The sequence below is a fragment of the Butyrivibrio sp. NC3005 genome (genome assembly GCF_000424545.1).
In the GTDB taxonomy this organism is placed as follows: domain Bacteria; phylum Bacillota; class Clostridia; order Lachnospirales; family Lachnospiraceae; genus Butyrivibrio.
The window spans coordinates 1-22,730 of the sequence record NZ_AUKC01000055.1 but is presented as its reverse complement, the minus strand read 5'-3'; the positions used below and the strand labels follow the sequence as shown (position 1 = coordinate 22,730).

Sequence of the window (22,730 nt, the reverse complement as noted above, 5' to 3'; positions counted from 1 at the left end):
GTGAGAACAAAAGTCAAGCGGCAAACTGGTCCAAGGCGAAGCCTTTTCAAATGGCCAGTTTGCGTAGTTTTTGGAACGTAGTGACAAAAATCTATAGATTTTTGCACATACTGACTTAGAACTAAATGAAAAATGTAAGTTTTAGAACAATTATTTTAATAGATTAACTTAAAAAAGGGCTCTAGATAGAGTCCCTTTTTAATATACTGATTATTTAAAAATACGAAGTTTTAAAAGCTTAACTACAAAATATTATGACAGGTATTAAAAGATTTTGATTAAATATTATATATCCGCTGAGGTTTCGAATTTCATGCCATTACGTCTTGCCATAAGCATAATCGCGCCATAACTGACTCCAAACAACTTGTTATAACACCCAGTTGTTGGATCTAATTCCAGCCAAGCTGTACCTTCCTCATTCAAACAATAGTAAGTACGACTAGTGCCGTCGTCACCTTGAACACATATATATGAAACCATCGCGTCCTCCTAAATGGTCACTTGGTTATTAAAAAAATGTGCGAATACGAATGACCTCTTCCAATAGCCAGCAACAAGGAAGAAAAAATCAAGCGATTCTTTAATGATATTTCGGCATACTAATCAGAATTCTTTACTATTTCTTATTAAGATTATGAATTGATTTAAGTATAATCAACTATTTTATTTTGCATTATGCTTTCAACATCGACATAATATCTTGACATATCATTCGGCTTAACATACACAGTTACAGGCATACCAATCTGTATACACAAATTCGGATTCTGAAATAAATTGTTACTCTTGAAATAATAAAGCTTTCCATCAGCAGGATTTGTATAAGATACGTATACAATATATGGATTTTTTCCATTGATGGCAACCGCCCTATTCAAATCTATACTATGAACATGAGCAGTAATCTGAATACCTGTTTCCTTGAGCTTCTTACTATTTATTTTTCTCATTTTAAATGTGACAAACACAATAATGGATATTACCGTAAAAATAACTCCAATTACTGTGGAAATCACAATTCCTACAAGATAATCATTTTTATAATTTTCTTCTTTGGCATTTTCGGGATTTTTGGAGTCAATATAGATATTTATATAATCTCCCTTTTCCAAAAGAAAAGCCTTTGGAATATTATCGACCTGTATTGCTTTGTATTCTATTCCTTCATATTCATAAGTTACATAAGTTGTGTAATGAATTTCCTTGTGGGATCCATGCTTTGATGATGATGATGAAGTAGTATAGCTTTCTACGCCCTCTACTACTGCCTGTGTCTTTACACAAGAACCTGAAAATCTGACCATACTGGATGTAATAATTATAGATGCAATTATACTTGCAACTCCAATCACTAAAAAAATTACACATAAAAGTGTAATTGTCTTTTCTCCGCTTATTTTTTTGTTCATACAAATTCCCCCTTGTTACTAATAACATATAAAGAATATTTCTACTGCTGGTCACAACTGTAACCAATATATGATACAATAAATACCTACAAAATACAACCAAAGGAAAACTATATGAGATATTACATTGCAGACTGCCATTTTTTTCATGCAGCCTTAAATACAAAAATGGATAAGCGTGGTTTTTCTTCTGTAGAAGAAATGAATGAATACATGCTGAAAAAGTGGAATGATAAAGTCAGAAAAAATGACACAGTTGTTGTTCTTGGAGATTTGTCATTCGGCAAACCGGAGGAAACGAATGAGCTTCTAGACAGATTAAATGGAAAAATATGGCTTATTCAAGGAAATCATGATAGATATCTTACTAATAAAGCCTATAATTCCGCCCGTTTTGAATGGATTAAACCTTATGAAGAACTTCATGACAATCACAGAAAAGTCATCTGTTCTCACTACCCTATTATGTTCTACAACGGGCAATATCACATGAAGCACGATCAATCTCCAAAATCGTATATGTTGTACGGACATGTTCACAACACGACAGACCAAAGACTTATGGAATCTTTTATCTATCAAACTAAAAAAACAATACGCGAGGGAATAGATGGAAATATGCATAGTATTCCCTGTAATATGATTAACTGCTTCTGCATGTATTCGGATTACACTCCTCTTTCACTTGAAGAATGGATTGCAACCAATAATAAGCGAATGGAAAAGATTTATCCTGATTGGAATGAATTATAAAAAACAGGTTCAGTTTTGCTAACTAGTAGCTTTTCTGAACCTGTTTTTCTTTTTAGCCTTTACTTACGTTCATAGCCAAAATGATTATCTTAGATCTCATCAGTTCTAGAATGAGCAAGCAAAGAATCACTATCATTTGAAGCTGAAGAAGAATCACTTTTTTCAAGTAAATCACCACTTTCAAATGATACATCGATTATGTCTTCATCTTTTCGATTTAGAATTTCCATAAACTCTTCGCCTGTAATTGTCTCTTTCTCATACAGGAACTTAGCAATTTCATCAAGCTTTTTCTTATTATCTCGAAGAATTGTAAGAGCTTTTTCGTGCTGGATTCTTACAGTTTCAACAACTTTCTTGTCAATCAAAGCAGCTGTTTCTGCAGAACAAGCAAGTGATGTATCTCCACCAAGATACTGATTGTTAACAGTTTCAAGAGCAACCATATCAAAATCATCAGTCATACCATAGCGAGTAACCATAGCTCTTGCCATCTTGGTTGCTCGTTCGATATCATTGCTGGCACCAGTTGTAACTGAGCCAAACTCAATTTCTTCAGCAGCTCTACCACCTGTTAAAGTAGCTATCTGGTTCTCAAGTTCTTCCTTGCTCATAAGGTAATGGTTGCCTTCTTCTTCAACCTGCATTGTATATCCAAGAGCACCACTTGTTCTAGGAACAATTGTGATTTTTTGAACAGGAGCGCTGTGCTTCTGCATTGCAGCAACAAGAGCATGACCAACTTCGTGGTAAGAAACGATTAGCTTTTCTTTGTCTGTCATAATCGAATTTTTCTTCTGATATCCTGCTATTACTACTTCAATACTCTCTTCAAGGTCTGCCTGAGTTGCAAAACGTCTTGAACTTCTAACGGCTCTAAGCGCCGCTTCATTCACTATATTTGCAAGTTCAGCACCTGAAGAACCTGCTGCCATTCTGGCAACTTTGTTGAAGTCAACATCTGAAGAAATCTTAATCTTCTTGGCATGTACTCTTAGAATATCTTCTCTTCCCTTAAGATCTGGAAGTTCAACAGGAACTCGTCTATCGAATCTTCCTGGTCTTGTAAGCGCAGGATCAAGGGATTCCGGTCTGTTAGTAGCTGCCAGAATCATAACGCCGTTATTTCCTTCAAAACCATCCATCTCTGTAAGAAGCTGGTTCAAAGTCTGCTCACGTTCGTCATTGCCACTAAAATGTCCATCTCTCTTTTTACCAATAGCATCGATTTCGTCGATAAACACAATACATGGAGCTTTTTCTTTTGCCTGTTTAAAAAGATCTCTAACCTTAGAAGCACCCATACCAACAAACATCTCTACAAATTCAGAACCACTTATTGAAAAGAATGGAACATCTGCTTCACCAGCTACAGCTTTAGCCAGCATAGTCTTACCTGTTCCAGGAGGTCCTACAAGAAGAATTCCCTTAGGCATGGACGCACCAATATCTTTGTACTTCTGAGGATCATGAAGATAATCTACAATTTCCTTAAGATTATCCTTAGCTTCCTCTTCGCCGGCTACATCACCAAACTTAATTCCCTCTGTAGACTGAACATATACTCTGGCGTTACTCTTACCTATATTGCCGAACATCATCGAACTTCCACTGCCGCCGCCCATCTTGTCCATAAGACGACTGCTAAACCACCTTCCAATCAGTACAAAGATAATGATAGGAAGAATGAAGGACAGAATAAATTCCAAAATAGGTGAAGACTCTTTTTCAATTTCACTATAGAACTTTACTGAATGTTCTGAAAGTCTTTTCACCAAATCGGGGTCATTTATAACGCTAGTGTAATAGTTGTTTCCTTCGGAATCAGTATAAAAAATATCCTTGGAACTGATTATTGCTTTTTTAATTTTATTATTCTCTGTATCACTGATGAATGTACTATATGCAACCTTCTTGGCGTTTCCTGATACCAGCATTGGTGAAATAAATAAATTCAACAACACTATAACGATAAGAACTGCAAGATAATAGAACATCATCGGCTTTTTAGGTTCTTTTACTTCGTTCATTTATAATTCCTTTCTATGAGCTTTTTATTGTAATCTATCAAATGATGTTTTGAAGAGAATTACCCAACTGTATTAAATAATAACACATACAAGCCGTTTGCAGTGATAAAGCTTTTATAAACTATGCGTAAAAAACAAAAATCTAAAGATTATTGTAAATATTGCTTAATCTCTTCTCTTGTCGGCATTACAGATAATGCACCACGTCTTGTCGTAATAATGCAGGCAGCAGTATTAGCAAAGTGAAGAAGTTCTGATAAACGTTCTTCATTCAGATTGTCAATTCCATACTTAAGAACAAATGAAAGTGCACACGCACAAAATGTATCTCCTGCGCCTGTTGTTTCAATTGTCTTATCACTTCTTATTCCCTTATCGTATACTTTAAGATTCTTATAAAAAGCTTTACTGCCGTTTTCTCCAAGAGTAGCAAAAACAAGTGGAATATTATACTTGCCTATTATCTTCTCAATTCCTGCATCAATATCTGATTCGCCTGTCATAAGCTCTATCTCATTGTCAGAAATTTTAAGAATATCACACTTACTAAATCCATATTCTATTGCTTCTTTTGCATGATCCACACTATCCCACAAAGGTTCTCTATAATTTGGATCAAAAGATAAAAGAGATCCACTTTTCTTTGCAATTTCAATCGCAGTCTTTGTAGCCTCTGTGCACGGCGAAGCTGTCATTGAAAGAGAACCAAAATGAAATATTTTTGTATTCTCAATCAGCTCACTGTTTGCCATAACTTCTTTACTTGTTAGCATAACATCTGCGCCATGATCTCTATAAAAAGAAAAATCCCTGTCGCCATTTTCGTTTTTCTTAACAAATGCAAGAGTAGTCGGACTATTCACATCCTCGTATAGACCAGTTACATCTATTCCTCTATCTGCAACCCTTCCCTTTAAAAACTCGCCAAACTGATCTTTGCCAACTTTTCCGATGAAAGCTGTTGAAATCCCAAGATTCTGAAGCATAGCCAAAACATTGCATGGTGCTCCTCCAGGATTAGCCTCATACATCGGATTATTCTGAGAACTCATACCATTTTGTGTAAAATCAATCAATAGTTCCCCTAAAGCTACTACCTCACATGTCTTCATACAATACCCTCTCCATTTTTATTTTTTCTAATTTATATGAACTTCTCAATAGCTATACCAACACCATCTTCATCATTTGACGGTGCAATAAAATCTGCCCACTGTTTTGTTTCTTCCTGAGCATTTTCCATTGCTACTGCTAGTCCAGCATACTTCAGCATAGGAATATCGTTAAAACCGTCTCCACAAGCCATTAAATACTTCCTATCTATATCCAACTTGTTAAGCAACAATTCAAGTGAAGATGCCTTTTCTATTCCATTTGGCATTACTTCCAAAAAATACGGTTCTGAGTAAAAGATAGTTACTTTTCCTTCCATCTTTTCCTTCAAATCATCATAAACAGGTTTGAGCTTCTTAGGCTCTCCGACTATCAGAAATTTTACAACAGGATCATTTGCAGCAACTCTATCTAGTTGAAATACTTTTTTTACAGGAATACCATTTATTCTAGCTTCTATGTGTGCATATTCATCTTTGTCATTTTCAGTAATAATACCTTCACTATCATAAGTAAGCGCTGTTACTCCATGTCTTCTGGCTGATGAAACAATTGTATGGTAATACTCTGTTGGTATTGTTTCTCTTCTTACAACCTCGCCGCTTTTACAGTCAATAATCAGACCGCCATTATACGCAAGAACGTATCCTCCTACTTTATCAAGTTCCAATACATGTGAAATTTTGGTTACACCAGGAGTTGGTCTTCCTGTTGCAATAATAATCTTTATACCTTTTTGTGCTGCCATTTTTACAGCATCTTTATTGCGCTTACTGACTTCTTTCTTGCTGTTAGTAAGTGTTCCATCCAAATCCAATGCTATTGCTCTATAATTCATACTTTTTATTATCCTTCAACTTCTCTAATATATATAAGAGTCGACTGACTATCTCCCCTCATATTCTTTACTACAATTCCAGCATTAAGAAGTGTATCGCCGTAGTATGCTTTCTCCATGCCTTCAACTGTATATTTTTTCTGTGGATCAAGTCCTTTAAGACGAATCTTCCTAACATGTGCATTTGCTCTATTTCTAACCTGAACATAGGTTACTAAAGCTTTCTTTTTATCCTTGGATACTACCATGTAGCAATCAAAATAATGATTTTCTCTATAGGAAGCAATTCTATAGTAATCTCCTTCTCTTACAAGGTCATTGTACTTATGGTACATTTCTACCTGTTTTGAGATTTGATTTTTGTCCTCATTAGATATTTTGGTAATATCAAGTTCATATCCAAAAGTTCCGGCAAGTGCCACATTTCCTCTTGTTTCAAATGGTGTTGTCCTACCAACAATGTGATTAGGACAATCTGAAACATGAGCACCCATAGTAGATAATGGATATAAAAGAGCTGTTCCCTCCTGAATAGAAAGTCTTTCGATAGCATCTGTATCATCAGAGCACCAGATTTGAGGACTGTAATAAAGCATTCCAGGATCAAATCTTCCACCGCCTCCTGAACAATTCTCAAGGAGTAAATCTGGAAATTCTGTTATTAATCTTTCCTGTAAATCGTATACAGCAAGGACATACCTATGCATTAGTTCACCCTGTCTTTGCGGAGCAAGACCACTGCTGCCAATATCTGAAAGCTGTCTATTCATATCCCACTTAACATACTCGATATTGGCACTTCTTAGAATCTTTGCAACAGATTCATATACGTAATCAGCAACCTCTTTTCTACTAAGATCAAGTACAAACTGGTTTCTGGAACGACTCGGCATCCTACCCTGTATAGCTATTGCCCAGTCAGGATGCTCTCTATAAAGGTCTGAATCAGGAGATACCATCTCAGGTTCGAACCAAATACCAAATTTAAGTCCTATTTCATTAACTCTATCTACAAGATTCTTCAAACCGCCTTTTAACTTATCTTCATTAACCTGCCAGTCTCCAAGGCTTGAATTATCATCATTTCTTTTTCCAAACCAGCCATCATCCATAACGAGCATTTCTATTCCGTGAGTTTTAGCCTCTTTTGCAATAGAAATAAGCTTTTCAGAATCAAAGTCAAAATAGGTTGCTTCCCAGTTATTGATCAGAATAGGTCTTTTTTTGTTTTTGTATGGACTTCTAATAAGATGATTTCTGTATAAATCATGGAAAGTTCTAGTCATCTTTCCAAGTCCTTCAGAAGAAAACACTAAAACTGCCTCAGGTGCTGTAAACTCTTCATTTTTTTGTAACTCAAAGGAGAAATTATCAGGATGAATTCCCATAGTAATTCTAAGCATATCAAACTGATTCTTCTCGACCTGAGCTATAAAGTTTCCTGAATAAATAAAGTGAAATCCATATATCCTACCGCTATCCTGAGATATGCTCTGATCACATAATCCAATAAACGGATTTTCCTGATGCGAAGATTCTCCTCTAGTAGAACCAATGCTCTGCTTGCCATGACCAATTGATCTGTACTCAATCTGACGCTCTCTAGCCCAGGCTCCTTGTAAATCAAGCATTTGGAAATTGTCATCATCCATATCTACGCAGACAGACATGATTTTGGTAAGGCTTATAGTATCATCACTTTTGTTTATAACTTTAACGCTTCTTGTAATTGCATCACTATCTTCGAAAATGCTATAAAAAAGAACAACTTCAAGATTTAACACATCATCTTCCAAATGAATCTCCAATGTCATGCATTTATCATCAGGAGCAAATGTAGATGGAAGACCATAAAGCTTCTTTTTTCCCTTATAGATAGAATGTGATTTGTAAAACAGAGAAACACCGCGATTACCATTCTTATCAATAACTTCAATTGAGCTTTCTCTGTAATCACCTACATTATGACCAGAAAACTCTGTTGGAAAGCTATCCAAAAAAGCCCCTCTATCCCTACTGTTTAAGCTTGGTACAAAAGGATTCTCATTCAGCCTAAGAAGGTAATTCACGTCAGAATCTGAAATCTTCTGACCGTAGTAAACATGTCCAAGAAACTTTTCCCTGTCGCAAACCGCCATAATGTAACTAGTACTATTTGTATCAATTTTAAAGACTCTTGAAGTCTCAAAATACTCAATATTCATAACGCCCCCTATAACCTTTTGGTTATTTTTTATGTAGTCCGTTTTGCTCATGTGTTATTACAACCAAGCAAAACTCATCTACCCAATAATAATAAACGATAAAGCTTAGGTTCCTGATTTCTAAACAAAACCAAGAACCTAATCAGTTTATAACCTTATTAAAAAATCATTTCAATAAATCTAAATCAAGATTACAACACTTCAATCACATATTCTTTATTAAAAGAATGTCCGCTCATAAGGCTATTAGAATACTCTCTCATAGAAAGATCTCCATCAAAACCTTCTTTATCACATCTTCCAAACCAAGGTTCAATGCAGACAAATGGAGCTTTTAATTTTGCAGGAGACCATATGCCAATCTGTGGAGCATCAAATTTGAGTTGTAAAAGCTTTTCGCCATTTCTTTTTTCTAAAGTAATTGTGTTTATTCCTTTGCCATCAATTATAAGAGCATCATCGTCAAACATCTTATCAGTAAGCTTAAGTACTCCATTTTCAAGTTTATGTGTTACTGTTTTTGAACTGAGGACTCCATTACAAGTCAAAACTCCACATTCAATTTCTGATTTATTTGTATGTAAATCAAGCTCATAATCATTAAGACCTTCTTCACAAGAAAATGCCGGATGGGCTCCAATTGAAAAGAAAAGCTCGTCACCACCTTCATTTATAACAGTCCACATTACATGTATAAATGACCCTTCGAGCCTGTAACCAATTCGAAGCCTGAAATCAAAAGGGTAATTCTGAGACCATTTCTCATCCTTTATAAGTTCAAACCATAAAGTATCAGGAAGCTGCTCTACAAGTGTAAACTCAGAATCTCTTGCAAATCCGTGCTGAGGAATATTCTCATAAACATTTCCTTTCCAGACATATCTCTGCTGTTCGAGTTTACCAACAAACGGGAACAATACAGGGGAGACTCTTCCCCAATACCTCGAATCACCGCACCACATAAGTTCTTTATCAGTGTCTTTTCGAACAACACTAACAAGTTCGGCTCCGTGAGTATTAACACTTATACTGATTTTGTCGTTTGATAAACCTATAATGCTCATATAATTTCCTCCCCATTAAACTCAAGCTAAAACAATAGAATTAAAGTCCGCAATCTAATGATTCAGCTCTCTTTTCTATGTTCTTTTTGAAATTGATAACTTCGTGATCATATTCCTCATCCATAAGTGAAGATTTGATAAGGAAATCAGCTGTAGCTTTATTATTTGCAAAAGGTATGTCATATACCTGCGCAATTCTCATAAGCGCCTTCACATCAGGATCATGAGGTGCTGCAGTAAGTGGATCAGAAAAGAATACAACAAAGTCAACTTTTCCCTCTACGATTTTAGCTCCAATCTGCTGATCTCCACCAAGAGGACCTGAATTGTAACCTTTAACAGGCAACTCTGTAGCATCAGTAATCATTCGAGCAGTTGTTCCTGTTCCGCAAAGAGAATGCTTTCTAAGAATATCTGCATTTTCCTTGCACCACTCTATAAGTTCAGCTTTTTTCCCATCATGTGCGATGAGCGCGATATTTTTCTGCTTCTTGATTGTTAATGTAATAGTTTCTGACATAGTACTCCATTCCTTCTTGTAAAAAATTATTTCTTGTTCAAAACATATCCAAGCACAGCACCTACACCCCCACCAATAATATGTGCCATGTTCGAAATATTGTCAGTCACCGTTATTCCTTCTATTACTTGCTGCCCGATATAGATAGCAGCCACCAGAATAAATGTAAGCGGAATTTCACCATTTTTAAATCCTGTAAATGAGGCAAGAATAATAAAAGCAAAAACTACTCCACTTGCACCACAAAGGGCAACTGACGGAAAAAATATATAATTTACAATACCAGTTGCAAAAGCTGTTATTGCAATTATCTTGATTAAAACTTTTGATCCATGCTTTTCTTCAAGCATAGGTCCTAGTAACAATAAATATGCTGCATTGTTAATAAAATGCTCCCATCCTCCATGTCCAAAAACATGTGTAAAAAATCTCGGATACGTTAAAAAATCGTTAAGTGGCGAATGATAAGTCATAAACAATAACTTAGTGCTATTACCACGTGTAATCATTCCCACGACCAACACAATAGCACAAATAAGAACAAACGTAAGAACGACTGGCGAATTATACGATATTTTTAACTTTTTCATTTTTTCTCCCCTTCACTGCAAAAATAAGTAAGCCATTAAAAAACATCCCAAACAGATAATATTTTACCGCATTATTCTTCGAAATGGAAATGAAAAAAAGAATCATTTTAATTTTTTAAAATTTTTATCACTTTTTCTAAAATTTTCTGTTTTATTTTCTGTTTCAAATTTACTTACTGTTTTCTCTATTAACTATATAGATTCCAAGACTTACTAGAATAAGTGAAATTAGGTATTTTACTGATATTGTATTCCATTCTGCAAGAAAAACCGCTGACAAAACTGCTCCAAATATAGGATTTGTAAATCCATATATTGTAACAGATGAAACCGGATTATACTTTAACAATATTCCCCAGATTGAATAAGCAACTGACGAAATAAGCGCCATATAAATAATAAGTAGTATTCCTGATGGTGAAGTCATATTTAGTCTTCCACCTGCCAAAAGTCCTACAAGAATCATAACAATCCCGCCTACTATAAATTGATATCCGCTTAATGTCACTGGATTTTCTTTAGCGGAATAATCCTTTATAAGAACAGAAGATATAGCATAGGATACAGATGCAATAAGAATAAATCCTTCTCCCTTTATTGCAAAGCTATCACCAAGACTGCCTCCAGACAAACTGACTATTATTACGCCGCATGCACCTAGAATGCACCCGATTATTTTGCTTACAGAAAGCTTTTCCTGTTTTCTAACAAGACATGCTAAAAGGATTGCAAAGAAAGTACTCATTCCATTGATTATCGAAGATTTAACACCTGATGCATGAGCAAGTCCCATGTAAAAGAAAAAATACTGACAAATTGTCTGAAAAATGCTAAGATTAAAAACCATTCTCCAAGACTTTTTTGCAGGAAATAGGAACTTCTTTTGAAGGATACTTCCAAATATAACGGCCAGAATTCCTGCAAGAAAGAATCTTATTCCCGCAAAAAGAATCTGCGACATACTATCCTTGGAACCAATTCCAAATAACTTATATCCAATTTTAATACTAGGAAAAGCGCTGCCCCACAAAAGACAGCATATTACTGCAAGTACTAAGACGACTACTTTATTACTCAAAAATGTGTTGTTTAAATTTTCTTTATTTTCTTTACTGTTTTGCATGACAAACTACTACCATAACCCTTTTTATTTTTTCTAACATAAAATCTCGTCTACACAAATAATGCTTAGTAGAAAGCCTTAGTACACTCAATGAGTTTGTCTTTCTCATAGACAAGCTTCATAGTAAAAAAGCCTGTTTTATCATCCATAATCAAAGGCAAAAACTTCCTGTCACCTTCCCAGGTCGGCAAATCAAGAAGTTTATCTTCGTCTATCCAAGAAAGGGTTCCCTCATTACAAAAAGAAACCAACTTTCCTTCAAAATCATCTGCAGTAAACAAATGCATGTACTCTGTTTCGTAAATATCAGAAACAAAAGTAATAAGCGCTCTATAACGAAGAGACGTTAATGTAAGTCCTGTTTCTTCTTTCATTTCTCTTATCATACATTCTTCAGGAGTTTCTTTATCCTCTACATGTCCGCCTATACCTATCCACTTTCCTTCATTTAAATCTGCTTCTTTTTTGTTGCGAAAAAGCATAAGATACTTATTATCATGCTTCAAATAACATAAAGTTGTGTTTACCATATATTTGTCCTATTCTAAAAAGGTTTTATTTAAAATTTTAATATAATGTTTTAATATAATTTTTTGATACTAATATTTTTTGTCTCAGACACAATTTTGCCTGACTAAAAAGCTAAAAATGTCTAACCACCTCAAATCTCTGAAGTTTAACTTCTTCACCCTCGTAAATTCCGCCCTTTTGCATTGCTATTGATATCTGTCTATCAACTGTATCTACGCCTTCAAGATCTGGTAACAGCAAACCTCTTCTACTACCAGAACTTACTATAACACCGTAACGTTTGACATCAAGTTCATCTTTAGATTCTATGTCTTGAGGACTACTCAAAACGTCAACATTTATCTCCAAAAATGGAAGCTCTTCAGGTTTTATCGAAGTAAACCTCGGATCTTTGGTAGATGCACTTATCGCATTATAAATAATCTCTAAAGCCACATTCTCCCTAGTCGGCAAAAAGGTACCTATGCAGCCGCGAAGATTTCCTTCTTTGTGAATTGATACGAATACTCCTGCCTTATCTAATAACATCTTATCCGGAAGATTGTCAGGTATATCAATGACTTCTCCCTGTAGAATATAGCTCTCAAGAGATTTTCTGGCAAGACGAACATACTCATCGGAATTGTTTGTTTTCTCTTTAACTTTTTCTTTAAGCTTTTCAATATACATCTGCCTAAAATGCCTTGTATCATCATTTTTTATAGGGTAAAAAGATGCTATTCCATACCCTACACCAGTCTCATCCTGATGCGAATATACATTTGCCCTAACAGCTTTTCCATCCAACGTACCAGCCATTATTACAAAAGAACGATGCCCGCACTCAGCAGCTTTTTCACACAAGTCTTCGTCAAAATAAAACATATCCCCAAATGAGGCACTTTTTGCTACTTCCATTATCTTTTCATCATAAACAGGACCTTCTGGAGCAAAACCGTAAGGACCTGTTTCTTTTAGCTTATGTGATAAATCTCCGCTTGCTACAAAAACAGCCCTTGACCCGCATTCATCTACTGCTTTTGCTATCATTTCTCCAAATCTGTAATGGTCAGACAGACTAAGACCTGATAGCCCGATGCGAATAATCTTCCCGCCTTTATATTTCCTGCGTATAAACCATAAAGGAACCATTGTTCCATGATCAAGACATGGATCCTTTTCACCCAAAGTTCCAGCCGGAAACCTTGCAGAGTCTGCAATTTCGCAAATTCTATCACGAAGAACAGTATCATACTCCTCTTTAAAAGATACGCTAGACGCTCTAAAACCTCCAAAATCTCCCTTGGCAAAATCTCCCGGTGATATATGAAAATAATCCGAATACATAACGCTATGAGGACTGCTGATAATAATAGTTGAAGGCTTAATCTGAGCAATTTCATCAGCAACCTGTTCGTAAGCTTCTATTGTTTTTTGAACAACTTTTTCACTCCCCTTTCCGATTTCCGGAATTATAAGAGGCGGATGAGGTACCATAAATGCAGCTTCTATTCCCATAAAACGCTCCTTTTTTAGCAGTTACCTGTATACACATATTGAAGATTTTTACTGGCTATCTGCTTTAAATGATAAACCTTTTCTATATTAGTTGCATCTTTTTGTGTCATCTGAAACCTTGGAAAAAACCTCGATAAATGGAGAGGAATACTTTGACCTATTCTTTCACCATTTTCATCCTCTAACATACTAATCCACTTGCTAAGATTATATATTTCTTCATCGGAATCATTCTCATCAGGTATAATTAAAGTCGTAAGTTCAACATGAAAGTGTTTTACGGCTTCCTTGATAAAATCCATTACCATCTGCCTATTACCTTTTAATATATCTTCATAATAATGGTCGGTAAATCCCTTTAAATCTATATTCATGGCATGAACATGTAAAAAAAGCTCATTCATCGTAGAAGCATCTGCCATTCCATTAGTAACCACAACAGTTTTCAGGTCATTTTGTTCTAGAATTTTGGCTGTATCAAGAATGTATTCATACGAAATAAGCGGCTCATTATATGTAAATGCCACTCCAATATTACCGTTTTCTATCTGACTTTGCGCAAGAAGTGCAAGCTTTGAAGGCGAAATATATCTTGCAGCTTTTTTGATCAAATTCACTTCATCTGACCATGAAATCTGATAATTCTGGCAAAAGGGACATCTTAGATTACATCCGTAGCTTCCAACAGACAAAATCATACTGCCTGGAAAAAATCTTCTTAAAGGCTTCTTCCAGGTAGGATCAAGCGCTAAAGAAGTAATTTTGCCATAGTTATCTGGGTAGATTATGCCTTCCCTGCAGGTTCTAACGCCGCAAAAGCCAAAGCTACCCTCTTTAATCTCGCAATGCCTGAAACATACATCACACCTAGCCATATTTTTGACCTCTTCGTTAGAATTATCTATTCGAATCGCTCCCTATCAAATTCTATTATCAAGTCTTTCACGCTCATGTATTATTTCCTCCATAAGCGCTTTTTCTATACTGCTTGCTGTATTTTCATTATACAACATATCTATAAGTTCATTTTGTTTGTCTATAAGCTTGTTCTTAATCAAAAATGTTGGCTCAAGACTTGACTTAATCTGCGCTTTCCCAGCCTCAAGACTGGCATTTAAGCTAGATTTACTCTCATGCCACTGCTGCCTGCCTTCGCTTATTTTCCTGGAAGCCTCCGCTCTCATGCGCTCTGTTTCCAAGCGAATTCTTTCCATTCTGGCAATGACTTTCTCAGTTCTATATATAACATCAGGATATGCATCTGCAAATCTTCTGTAAAAAATATTCTTATTCCTTAAAAGTAGCCTAACATCCTTACTTATTTCTTCAGTATTATCAGCCTTGCTTGTTTCAACACCTATTTTCACAAGTTTTAATACAAAATGCGAAATGACATAATCCGTAAAGAATATAATTGAAAAACATACAGCAATTATTTCTTTTGTAAAAAGACTTATACTCCCAAACATCGCATACAAAATAGGATTAACAAGGTGAATAATCCCTATTCCACCAAGTCCAAACAATAAAAGATTACCAATCCATACCCTTCCATGAAGATTCATCGGCTTAGTACTATAATCCCACCACCTTGCATGAAAACGCTTTTCCATGCAAAAGCTAGTCAAATACTCCAAAATCCCACATGAAAAAAATGAAATCACAAAAGTTGTTCCAATTCCTGATTCAACACTTGCTATACCATTTACTGAACCTGTAATTACTGCCGCACCTGCTCCATAAATCGGAAGCCACGGACCTATTAAAAATCCTCTGTTAATAAACCTGCCATATTGGCGATATTTAAGCGTAACTTCAATGCACCATCCAATAAATGAATAAACAAAAAATACCAATAATAAATTAATCCAAAACTCCATTTTACCCTGCAATCTTTCCCTACAATCTGAAAACAAGAACCTATAGGTTATTGTTTTCATCAGGAAAATCAATAACCGTACCAGACCAAAATTTGTCGTTAAGACAAATTTTGTCCTGCGAAGCAGGATTCTTGCTGATGATTATCCTAAATCTCAGCAAGAAGTCATAGATTTTTGTCACTTCGTTCCAAAAACTACGCAAACTGGCCATTTAAAAAGGCTTCGCCTTGGACCAGTTTGCCGCTTGACTTTTGTTCTCACGAAACTCGCAGTAAATGCGAGTTTCTGAATGAAAGTGACAAGAAGTCATGACAATCTGTCTATGTTCTTATACACCTTCTCATCCAGCATAAATTTCTTATAAAAGCCTTCATAGTATTTCCAAATGTCATCACCATCTTGCCATTTGCTTTTGCCTGTAACAAGAACCATAAAATATGCTCTAAAACACAACACTCTAACGCCAGTATCCACGCAGCCATTTTTCTTATAAAACTCTATTCGCCTTTGCTGAAATTCTTTTGCCTTAGAATCTTCTGCATAATCAGGATTTTCAACTTCAATGATAATCCTGTCTGCGGATTGCAAATATTCTTCGATAAACTTAAGCATCTGCGAACCTATTCCGCTACTGCGATGTTCCGGATACACAGCCAGATAATCGATAAGATAACTATTTTCATACTCTACTATGAAAGTGTATGCTACTATGTCTCCATTATCAAATAACCCAAGGCCTTCATAGAAACCTGCATCAATCGCTTTATAAATCATCTCCAAAGGCTTTAATTCGTCTTTTGGAAAATCATAAACCATCCTGCTTTTGTAAATTTTTTCAATCTGATCTTTGTTTAATTTTACTAACTGCATATAATTTCCTTTTTCTACATTGCTTTATGTAATCCGTTTTGATGTTTGTATATTTCGTTGTATAAACGCTTCGGCTTGATTATAAACGTAATACTTCATAAGATGCTCTGTCAATATTTAATTAGGTATATATCTAAATATTTTTATTATATAAATCTTAATAGTAACACGTCCCAAATACTCTACCCTTTTATTGTAAAAAAGAAGGGAGATTTATCATCATGAATAATCAAAACTATTACGGATATATCCGCGTATCAACTAGAGATCAGAATGAAGCCAGGCAGCTTATAGCACTTGAAAACCTTGATATTCCGAAAAAAAATATTTATATAGACAAGATTTCAGGTAAAAACTTCGACCGTCCTGAGTATCAGAAAATGCTCAAAAAGCTCGATGAGAATTCTGTTCTATTTATAGAATCCATCGACAGATTAGGACGCTCTTACAATGATCTGAATGAACAGTGGCGTTATATTACAAAAAAACTCCACGCAGACATCGTCGTAATAGATATGCCGCTATTAGATACCAGAAAAGATAAGAATCTGCTGGGAACATTTATAAGTGACCTCGTGCTGTCTCTTCTAAGCTACGTTGCAGAAAGCGAAAGACATAACATCCGACAAAGACAGGCTGAGGGAATAGCCGCCGCAAAGAAACGAGGTGTTAAATTTGGAAGACCGCCAAAAGCGCTCCCGAAAAATTTTCATGAATCAGTGTGCAAATGGAAGAATAAAGAAATCTCAATTACTCAGGCTGCAAAACAGTGCAATATGCCTGTATCAACTTTCTATAGAAAGTATAAGAAACTTGAGCTATAAACATTTTTTGCTCGTCTTTACAATAAGTTTCTTAAATAAGAATCAAAACAACGCTTTGATAAAAAAGATTTATCAATGATATGCTAATGTTTAACTATGACGTAAAAAAGAGACTGCAAAAATTTCTGCAGTCTCTATAGTATGCAAGCTGTACAATTTTAGGTTCATATATATATTATTTCGTAATAAGCTAATGCTAAGTCATAAATAGTTTTAGTGTCATAGATTAGTTATGGATTTTATGGGGTTGGGGTTGGGGTTGGGGTTGGTGTTGGGGTTGGTGTTGGGGTTGGTGTTGGGGTTGGGGTTGGTGTTGGGGTTGGTGTTGGGGTTGGGGTTGGGGTTGGGGTTGGTTCTTCTGATGGTGCTACTGATGGAACTGTTGATGGAGCTATTGATGGAGCTATTGATGGAACTGTTGATGGAACTATTGATGGTGCTGTTGATGGAACTATTGATGGTGCTACTGATGGAACTGTTGACGGCTTTGGTGCCGGAACATAAACAGGCTTAGATTCTTCTTCCTGTCTTGTCTTAATTCTTTCTTCTATTCTTTCTTCAACCTGTTTTATTTCTTCTTTGATAGAATTTGTGCGAACAGGGAAAATATTCTTGTTTACTTCTTTGCCGTTTGCATCTTTAATCTTGCCATCTTCAGCTATTGTAAAAACAGCATCTCCAGAACCTTTTATCTGCTCTTGACTAATTACACTTACAGATGTCTGCTTTGAAAGCTGATTAGCAACATCCTGAACCTGTTCCTTGGAACTGCAATTGATAATGTTAGAACCTTCCTCAAGGAAAACACCATCATGGTTAACCTTTGAAATACGAAGTTCTACGAGACCCTTTGTCACTTCGCCATTGATCATAACATCCACTCTAAGAGTTTTGTTGTTAGGAATAATCATAATAAAGTCTTTACTTACGATTTCAATTGCCGTTCCATAAACGCTTATCGAACGATTTCCACCCTCAACATCTTTCTCTGTAATGTCAGCCGCTTTTACTGAAACCCTAGCTCCAATAACAAGTGCTGACATTGCCACAATTGCTACAATGCGTTGCAAATTTTTTCTCATAAGAGACCTCCTTTATGTGCTTGCATCTATAGATAATTGAATTGCAATTGATTTTACATTTTTGCAATTCTAATATCTTTTTAAGAAAAAACATTGAAAACTTTAATTCTCAAAACATCCAAAAAGGCATCCATTTAAGAAATCCATCCACATATGTTTTTGAAACAGGCATACCGGATATAACAGGAAAAAACATAATAAATGCAAGAGTTGATGCAATCCCTACTAACCTAATAATCTTTTTCTCATTAACAAAAGATAGTTGATAAATGCTATAACATATCATAGGTATTAAAAGCTGAGAACATATAAAATACTGATAGATAAAAACTGTTCTCGCAATGAATACCCACGGCAATAACATTGATACATAGATTAGAATCAAAAATCTGGCAGTACCTTTTTTCTTCCAAACAGCAAGATACAAAACGTAAACAACACTAAACAATCCTATAAGATTAGAAAAAGGATTCAAAAACGTTGCTACTACGCTTGTATCAGAACCAATGCTAGTCCTGCTATCTATAAGCGGCTTAAAATCAAACATCCATGTGTACCATTTTGAAGAATACGGATGCTCTTTCATAGCATGTTGATGATAGTTCAACATATGCAAGCTATTTGAAACAGAATGTTCAATTATATTTTGATCAGAATATGCCCTTGCAAACGGTATATATGACAAAATGTAAAATGCAGCCGGAATTACTACAAAAAAGCATATACACATACAAATAAAGCGGCTTAATTTCTTTAAATTTTCTGGAGATATATCAGACATTTTCGTTCTGACCATAAAACATATAAGCGAAACTGCAACGCCTGCTGCTGCATAACATGCTGTCCATTTCGTAGATATTCCAAGTGCTGTATATACTCCTGCAAAGAAAAGATAACGCGAGCGCTCCTCCTGCATAAAAGCATATACAAAGTAAAACATTCCCAATACAAATAATGCTACAAAAATATCAATTGTACCGATTCTAGACAGCGTAAAATGCATAAAACCTGTAATGGACAATATCCCTGCAAGAAGCGAATACACACTCGAATGAGTTAGTCTTAGCACAAATAAATATGTAAGCGGTATCATAAACGTGCCAAAGATAAGACTCATTATTCTGTATCCAAAAGGATTCATTCCAAACAGCCATACTCCAAACGACATAATTATCTTTCCAAGAGGCGGATGAGTATTTTCATAAATTGAAGTTCCTTTAATAAATTCATTGGCTGTTCTTGCATGATATACTTCATCAAACATAGCACTATGATAGAATGTAGGAGGATTACTGAAAGTATTCTGTTCATCGAATAATCGAGGATAATCTTCTACGTTTTTGGGAATGACAATTTCTCCACTCTTACTAACACATACTATCTCACCGATTTCTACATCTTCATCATTAATAACGAAGTCATACTGATACCCTTTATCCTGTATTTCAATTCGATTCCAAGTATATACACTTTTAATTTCAGTAACTTGAGGCAACTGTTCCCATTTACCATCTTTAACTGTGTACAGACTTACCTTACTATTATTTTTGCCACCAAGGTAAACGTAAATCGAATCCATATCATAAACATATGGAAATTCAAGAACAATTTCTGAAGCGCCTATTACATTTTTACCTGTAAGTATCATTGTCTCTGGAGCTTTTAAAGTTCCTAATCTGTAGCTTCCAATCAATAGGAAAACAAATGACAATAATGCCATATGTTTTATATTCTGCTTATTTATCACAAACTTAGAATGCTCTGATAAAAAATCTATTTTCTTTTCTTTATTTCTTTGAAATAAAAGCTTTGTCTTATCCCTAATAATATAAAGCTGGTTTCGATAATGAAAACCGATAAGTATAATAAGCCAAACAAATACATTTATGATTGCAAGAAGTTTAATGTCTACAGGAGTACCAAACAGATAATAATTGTAAGTCCTAAGACTTAAAAGTTGCATAGCAAGGATAAGACTCCATCCATATCCAATTGATGCAATAAGCATAACTGCTAATATTTCGTACAGATATCCATATCTTTCATGCATAGCAGGTAAGAACAATACACATGTATAGCTAAGGATAAGCGCACAATACATGAAATCTTGTCCCCACATATCAGCTTTATTTTTGTGAAAATAATAAATAAGCACGCATAATATGATACCTGCTATCAATATTGCATAGTATTTATCAAAATCGTACTCTAAAGGAAAAACATACCAAAAACTTGGATAATTAAATGAAATTTTATTTTTTTGAGTTACCTGCCCAACATAAATTTTAAATATATCAGTAATAGGTCTTCCTGAAATGATGTTCAAAACAGATGTTGCAAAAAATGATATCAGAATCAGTAAACAATATAAAACTTTTGGTTCTTTGTTCAAAATCTTCTTCACAAAGAGACAAAAAATAAATGGAAATACAAAAACTGTCTGCAACTTAAATGCCAAAGCAATTCCAAGCAAGATAAATGAGGAAATATACCTTTTCTTATATAAAAAAAGCAAAGACCATATAATAATAGCTACATATATGCTGTCACATTGTCCCCTTGCAGCAGAATTAATCCACACGGTAGGAAGAAGAAAAGATATAGCAAATCCTATTAAAGCTTCTCTCTGACCTTTTAATTCTTTAATAACGCAATATACTGCAACAGATAATAACACATCAAAAATGCATGATAGCATTTTAAACTTCACAACAGCTCCAAAGGGCAGCCTAGTCAGTATAATAATACACAACTGATAGAGCATATTGTAGTTACCAATCTGAGTGGCAAGTGCCTCTTTTATGCTGAGCGACTTATACTGTTCATACCAGGAAAGAAGAAAAAATTTCATATCACGACTTATAATTCTAAAGCACAAAATACGTAAGATAATTCCTGCAAAAAAAATCCCTGTAAAGTATAAATAGATTCTTTCCTTACTTGCAATACCCCTTTTTACTGTAATCATAAGTCCTCCGATATGAGTTATTCTCATAAAGTTTACTTTTGGGAAATGACTATTTTTTATTTTCCCAAAAGTAAACTTTTCGGGAATGATAAAAAAGATAGTGTTTTGCAAGTATATGCATTCATAGAGAAACGGAGATCTTTAATGAGCAAAAAGTAAAAAACACTTCTTTTATCTGTAGCAGTCGCTACAATGATGCTGTGTGCTAACATAAAAGTTAGTGCAGCTGATGTTGTCGATATGGAAATCGGCGGCGGACATCGTACGGTATGTGTCTTTGGTCAAGCTATTGAAATTATGAGTAACGACTATATCCTAATACTCCCTAACAATGATACTCTTAGAATGGATATCATGCTTAATGGTACTGTTACAAAGGGATTTAAGTCATTACGCATTTCAAAAGTTGATAAAGACAGTGTTCTTCTAGAAGAAGGCTCTCACATTATCAAATGTAGTTCAGAAGAACAGGTAAATTCAGTAGGTACACAGCTTTCTCAGCAGACATCTGTAAGCCAAATCAAGATGGATAAAATGACAGGTGTCGGCAATGCTGTTTACACAGTAGAAGAAAATGGTCAGATTAAAGACAGCAGCGGAAACGTTGTAAATCAGAATAACTTCCCGGTTCGTACCACTTCAATCAAAGAAGAGATTAAACAGTTCGAAGAAAAGGTTGATGAAAGAATAAAAGCAAAGCAGGAAGAAGAATCCAAGCCGGTTTACGTTCCTCAGCCAGAACCAGAAAAGATAGTTGAAAAGACGTCAGAGAGTTCTGAAGACAACAACACAGGCAGTGGAATCGAAGAAGGTGCAGGCAAAGTCACTCCAAGCCAAGACGGTGATGGCCAAAACACTCAAAGCCAAGACGGTAATGGCCAAAACACTCAAAGCCAAGACGGTGATGGCCAAAACACTCAAAGCCAAGACGGTAATGGCCAAAACACTCAAAGCCAAGACGGTAATGGCCAAAACACTCAAAGCCAAGACGGTAATGGCCAAAACACTCAAAGCCAAGACGGTAATGGCCAAAACACTCAAAACCAAGGACCTGAAGGCACAGGCGGTGAAGGCTAATCCAACTCCCATCAACTTATTCTACTGTATCATTTTTTCAACCCACCTCAATAATTATTATGTATTGATTTAAAGCATTCCTCAACTACTCGATACATTAAAAACAATATCATTGAAGCAGAATAATATTTTAATCTTATAACGTTACTTGCTATAAACAATGATTCTTATTCTTCTATGAGCGCATATAAGTTAAGCCTGTGAACACGTTACATAAACGTTTTCACAGGCTTTTATAGTTATCGTAATTCCCAGCTATCTATGATTAATTTCAAAGAATTAAGCCATCAGCATTATTGTTCTAATTAGCAAATAATGATAATATAAATTAGAATCATTATTTTTATCCAATGA

General features: G+C 35.2%; 20 protein-coding genes. 3 read left to right on the top strand and 17 right to left on the bottom strand.

Annotated features, from left to right (window positions below):
- Positions 1 to 285 precede the first annotated feature (285 nt).
- Positions 286 to 483 carry a hypothetical protein gene (locus G634_RS0113260; protein ID WP_026505695.1) on the bottom strand — a complete coding sequence of 66 codons (198 nt, stop codon included), beginning with the start codon at positions 481 to 483 and terminating at the stop codon, positions 286 to 288.
- A gap of 164 nt (positions 484 to 647) precedes the next feature.
- Positions 648 to 1,412, bottom strand: coding sequence for a DUF3592 domain-containing protein (locus tag G634_RS0113255; RefSeq protein WP_026505694.1), 765 nt, complete (start codon positions 1,410 to 1,412; stop codon positions 648 to 650).
- Between the two features lie 114 nt (positions 1,413 to 1,526).
- On the opposite strand from G634_RS0113255, the gene G634_RS0113250 reads away from it, so the two are divergent.
- Positions 1,527 to 2,165 (top strand): metallophosphoesterase, encoded by a 639-nt coding sequence (locus G634_RS0113250; RefSeq protein ID WP_026505693.1) that lies wholly within the window; start codon positions 1,527 to 1,529, stop codon positions 2,163 to 2,165.
- An 89-nt stretch (positions 2,166 to 2,254) separates the two neighbouring features.
- Here the strand turns inward: G634_RS0113250 and ftsH are convergent, their stop codons facing one another.
- The 13 genes from ftsH to G634_RS0113185 form a co-directional block, all read right to left on the bottom strand.
- A complete protein-coding gene (gene ftsH / locus G634_RS19250; protein ID WP_081676628.1) occupies positions 2,255 to 4,195 on the bottom strand; it encodes an ATP-dependent zinc metalloprotease FtsH in 1,941 nt (646 codons plus the stop codon).
- A 149-nt stretch (positions 4,196 to 4,344) separates the two neighbouring features.
- The gene (locus G634_RS0113240; RefSeq protein WP_026505692.1) at positions 4,345 to 5,307 is read right to left on the bottom strand and encodes a carbohydrate kinase family protein; all 963 of its coding nucleotides are present in this window, start codon (positions 5,305 to 5,307) and stop codon (positions 4,345 to 4,347) included.
- 32 nt (positions 5,308 to 5,339) lie between these two features.
- Positions 5,340 to 6,146 carry a Cof-type HAD-IIB family hydrolase gene (locus tag G634_RS0113235; protein ID WP_026505691.1) on the bottom strand — a complete coding sequence of 269 codons (807 nt, stop codon included), beginning with the start codon at positions 6,144 to 6,146 and terminating at the stop codon, positions 5,340 to 5,342.
- An 8-nt stretch (positions 6,147 to 6,154) separates the two neighbouring features.
- Entirely contained in the window at positions 6,155 to 8,350 is a 2,196-nt protein-coding gene (locus G634_RS0113230) for an alpha-galactosidase (RefSeq protein ID WP_026505690.1), read from the bottom strand.
- Positions 8,351 to 8,541: 191 nt separating this feature from the next.
- A complete protein-coding gene (locus G634_RS0113225; RefSeq protein WP_026505689.1) occupies positions 8,542 to 9,414 on the bottom strand; it encodes an aldose 1-epimerase family protein in 873 nt (290 codons plus the stop codon).
- A gap of 40 nt (positions 9,415 to 9,454) precedes the next feature.
- Positions 9,455 to 9,934: a methylglyoxal synthase gene (locus G634_RS0113220; protein ID WP_026505688.1), complete on the bottom strand. Its 480-nt coding sequence runs from the start codon at positions 9,932 to 9,934 to the stop codon at positions 9,455 to 9,457.
- A 26-nt stretch (positions 9,935 to 9,960) separates the two neighbouring features.
- Positions 9,961 to 10,524 (bottom strand): rhomboid family intramembrane serine protease, encoded by a 564-nt coding sequence (locus G634_RS0113215; protein WP_026505687.1) that lies wholly within the window; start codon positions 10,522 to 10,524, stop codon positions 9,961 to 9,963.
- Positions 10,525 to 10,693: 169 nt separating this feature from the next.
- Positions 10,694 to 11,647: a DMT family transporter gene (locus G634_RS0113210; protein WP_026505686.1), complete on the bottom strand. Its 954-nt coding sequence runs from the start codon at positions 11,645 to 11,647 to the stop codon at positions 10,694 to 10,696.
- Between the two features lie 65 nt (positions 11,648 to 11,712).
- Positions 11,713 to 12,177 (bottom strand): NUDIX hydrolase, encoded by a 465-nt coding sequence (locus G634_RS0113205; protein ID WP_026505685.1) that lies wholly within the window; start codon positions 12,175 to 12,177, stop codon positions 11,713 to 11,715.
- Positions 12,178 to 12,289: 112 nt separating this feature from the next.
- Positions 12,290 to 13,675 carry an AmmeMemoRadiSam system protein A gene (gene amrA, locus G634_RS0113200; RefSeq protein ID WP_026505684.1) on the bottom strand — a complete coding sequence of 462 codons (1,386 nt, stop codon included), beginning with the start codon at positions 13,673 to 13,675 and terminating at the stop codon, positions 12,290 to 12,292.
- Positions 13,676 to 13,689: 14 nt separating this feature from the next.
- Entirely contained in the window at positions 13,690 to 14,550 is an 861-nt protein-coding gene (gene amrS, locus G634_RS0113195; protein WP_026505683.1) for an AmmeMemoRadiSam system radical SAM enzyme, read from the bottom strand.
- A 45-nt stretch (positions 14,551 to 14,595) separates the two neighbouring features.
- The gene (locus G634_RS0113190) at positions 14,596 to 15,555 is read right to left on the bottom strand and encodes a putative ABC transporter permease (RefSeq protein WP_026505682.1); all 960 of its coding nucleotides are present in this window, start codon (positions 15,553 to 15,555) and stop codon (positions 14,596 to 14,598) included.
- Between the two features lie 306 nt (positions 15,556 to 15,861).
- Positions 15,862 to 16,425 carry a GNAT family N-acetyltransferase gene (locus G634_RS0113185; protein WP_026505681.1) on the bottom strand — a complete coding sequence of 188 codons (564 nt, stop codon included), beginning with the start codon at positions 16,423 to 16,425 and terminating at the stop codon, positions 15,862 to 15,864.
- A gap of 221 nt (positions 16,426 to 16,646) precedes the next feature.
- Here G634_RS0113185 and G634_RS0113180 point away from each other — a divergent pair, with 221 nt between their 5' ends.
- Positions 16,647 to 17,249 carry a recombinase family protein gene (locus G634_RS0113180; RefSeq protein ID WP_026505680.1) on the top strand — a complete coding sequence of 201 codons (603 nt, stop codon included), beginning with the start codon at positions 16,647 to 16,649 and terminating at the stop codon, positions 17,247 to 17,249.
- Positions 17,250 to 17,488: 239 nt separating this feature from the next.
- Here G634_RS0113180 and G634_RS0113175 read toward each other — a convergent pair whose 3' ends face one another.
- Together G634_RS0113175 and G634_RS0113170 are read right to left on the bottom strand one after the other, a co-directional pair.
- Complete coding sequence (locus G634_RS0113175; protein WP_026505679.1) at positions 17,489 to 18,331, bottom strand: hypothetical protein; 843 nt, start codon at positions 18,329 to 18,331, stop codon at positions 17,489 to 17,491.
- A gap of 109 nt (positions 18,332 to 18,440) precedes the next feature.
- Positions 18,441 to 21,299 (bottom strand): glycosyltransferase family 39 protein, encoded by a 2,859-nt coding sequence (locus G634_RS0113170; protein ID WP_026505678.1) that lies wholly within the window; start codon positions 21,297 to 21,299, stop codon positions 18,441 to 18,443.
- Between the two features lie 192 nt (positions 21,300 to 21,491).
- On the opposite strand from G634_RS0113170, the gene G634_RS0113165 reads away from it, so the two are divergent.
- On the top strand, positions 21,492 to 22,376 hold the full coding sequence (locus G634_RS0113165) for a hypothetical protein (protein WP_026505677.1): 885 nt from the start codon (positions 21,492 to 21,494) through the stop codon (positions 22,374 to 22,376).
- Positions 22,377 to 22,730: the final 354 nt, after the last annotated feature.

Excerpts from the sequence above, each read along its gene's own strand:
- G634_RS0113260 (WP_026505695.1), bottom strand. The coding sequence starts at position 483 with ATGGTTTCATATATATGTGTTCAAGGTGACGACGGCACTAGTCGTACT.
- G634_RS0113255 (WP_026505694.1), bottom strand. The coding sequence starts at position 1,412 with ATGAACAAAAAAATAAGCGGAGAAAAGACAATTACACTTTTATGTGTA.
- G634_RS0113250 (WP_026505693.1), top strand. The coding sequence starts at position 1,527 with ATGAGATATTACATTGCAGACTGCCATTTTTTTCATGCAGCCTTAAAT.
- ftsH (WP_081676628.1), bottom strand. The coding sequence starts at position 4,195 with ATGAACGAAGTAAAAGAACCTAAAAAGCCGATGATGTTCTATTATCTT.
- G634_RS0113240 (WP_026505692.1), bottom strand. The coding sequence starts at position 5,307 with ATGAAGACATGTGAGGTAGTAGCTTTAGGGGAACTATTGATTGATTTT.
- G634_RS0113235 (WP_026505691.1), bottom strand. The coding sequence starts at position 6,146 with ATGAATTATAGAGCAATAGCATTGGATTTGGATGGAACACTTACTAAC.
- G634_RS0113230 (WP_026505690.1), bottom strand. The coding sequence starts at position 8,350 with ATGAATATTGAGTATTTTGAGACTTCAAGAGTCTTTAAAATTGATACA.
- G634_RS0113225 (WP_026505689.1), bottom strand. The coding sequence starts at position 9,414 with ATGAGCATTATAGGTTTATCAAACGACAAAATCAGTATAAGTGTTAAT.
- G634_RS0113220 (WP_026505688.1), bottom strand. The coding sequence starts at position 9,934 with ATGTCAGAAACTATTACATTAACAATCAAGAAGCAGAAAAATATCGCG.
- G634_RS0113215 (WP_026505687.1), bottom strand. The coding sequence starts at position 10,524 with ATGAAAAAGTTAAAAATATCGTATAATTCGCCAGTCGTTCTTACGTTT.
- G634_RS0113210 (WP_026505686.1), bottom strand. The coding sequence starts at position 11,647 with ATGCAAAACAGTAAAGAAAATAAAGAAAATTTAAACAACACATTTTTG.
- G634_RS0113205 (WP_026505685.1), bottom strand. The coding sequence starts at position 12,177 with ATGGTAAACACAACTTTATGTTATTTGAAGCATGATAATAAGTATCTT.
- amrA (WP_026505684.1), bottom strand. The coding sequence starts at position 13,675 with ATGGGAATAGAAGCTGCATTTATGGTACCTCATCCGCCTCTTATAATT.
- amrS (WP_026505683.1), bottom strand. The coding sequence starts at position 14,550 with ATGGCTAGGTGTGATGTATGTTTCAGGCATTGCGAGATTAAAGAGGGT.
- G634_RS0113190 (WP_026505682.1), bottom strand. The coding sequence starts at position 15,555 with ATGGAGTTTTGGATTAATTTATTATTGGTATTTTTTGTTTATTCATTT.
- G634_RS0113185 (WP_026505681.1), bottom strand. The coding sequence starts at position 16,425 with ATGCAGTTAGTAAAATTAAACAAAGATCAGATTGAAAAAATTTACAAA.
- G634_RS0113180 (WP_026505680.1), top strand. The coding sequence starts at position 16,647 with ATGAATAATCAAAACTATTACGGATATATCCGCGTATCAACTAGAGAT.
- G634_RS0113175 (WP_026505679.1), bottom strand. The coding sequence starts at position 18,331 with ATGAGAAAAAATTTGCAACGCATTGTAGCAATTGTGGCAATGTCAGCA.
- G634_RS0113170 (WP_026505678.1), bottom strand. The coding sequence starts at position 21,299 with ATGATTACAGTAAAAAGGGGTATTGCAAGTAAGGAAAGAATCTATTTA.
- G634_RS0113165 (WP_026505677.1), top strand. The coding sequence starts at position 21,492 with ATGATGCTGTGTGCTAACATAAAAGTTAGTGCAGCTGATGTTGTCGAT.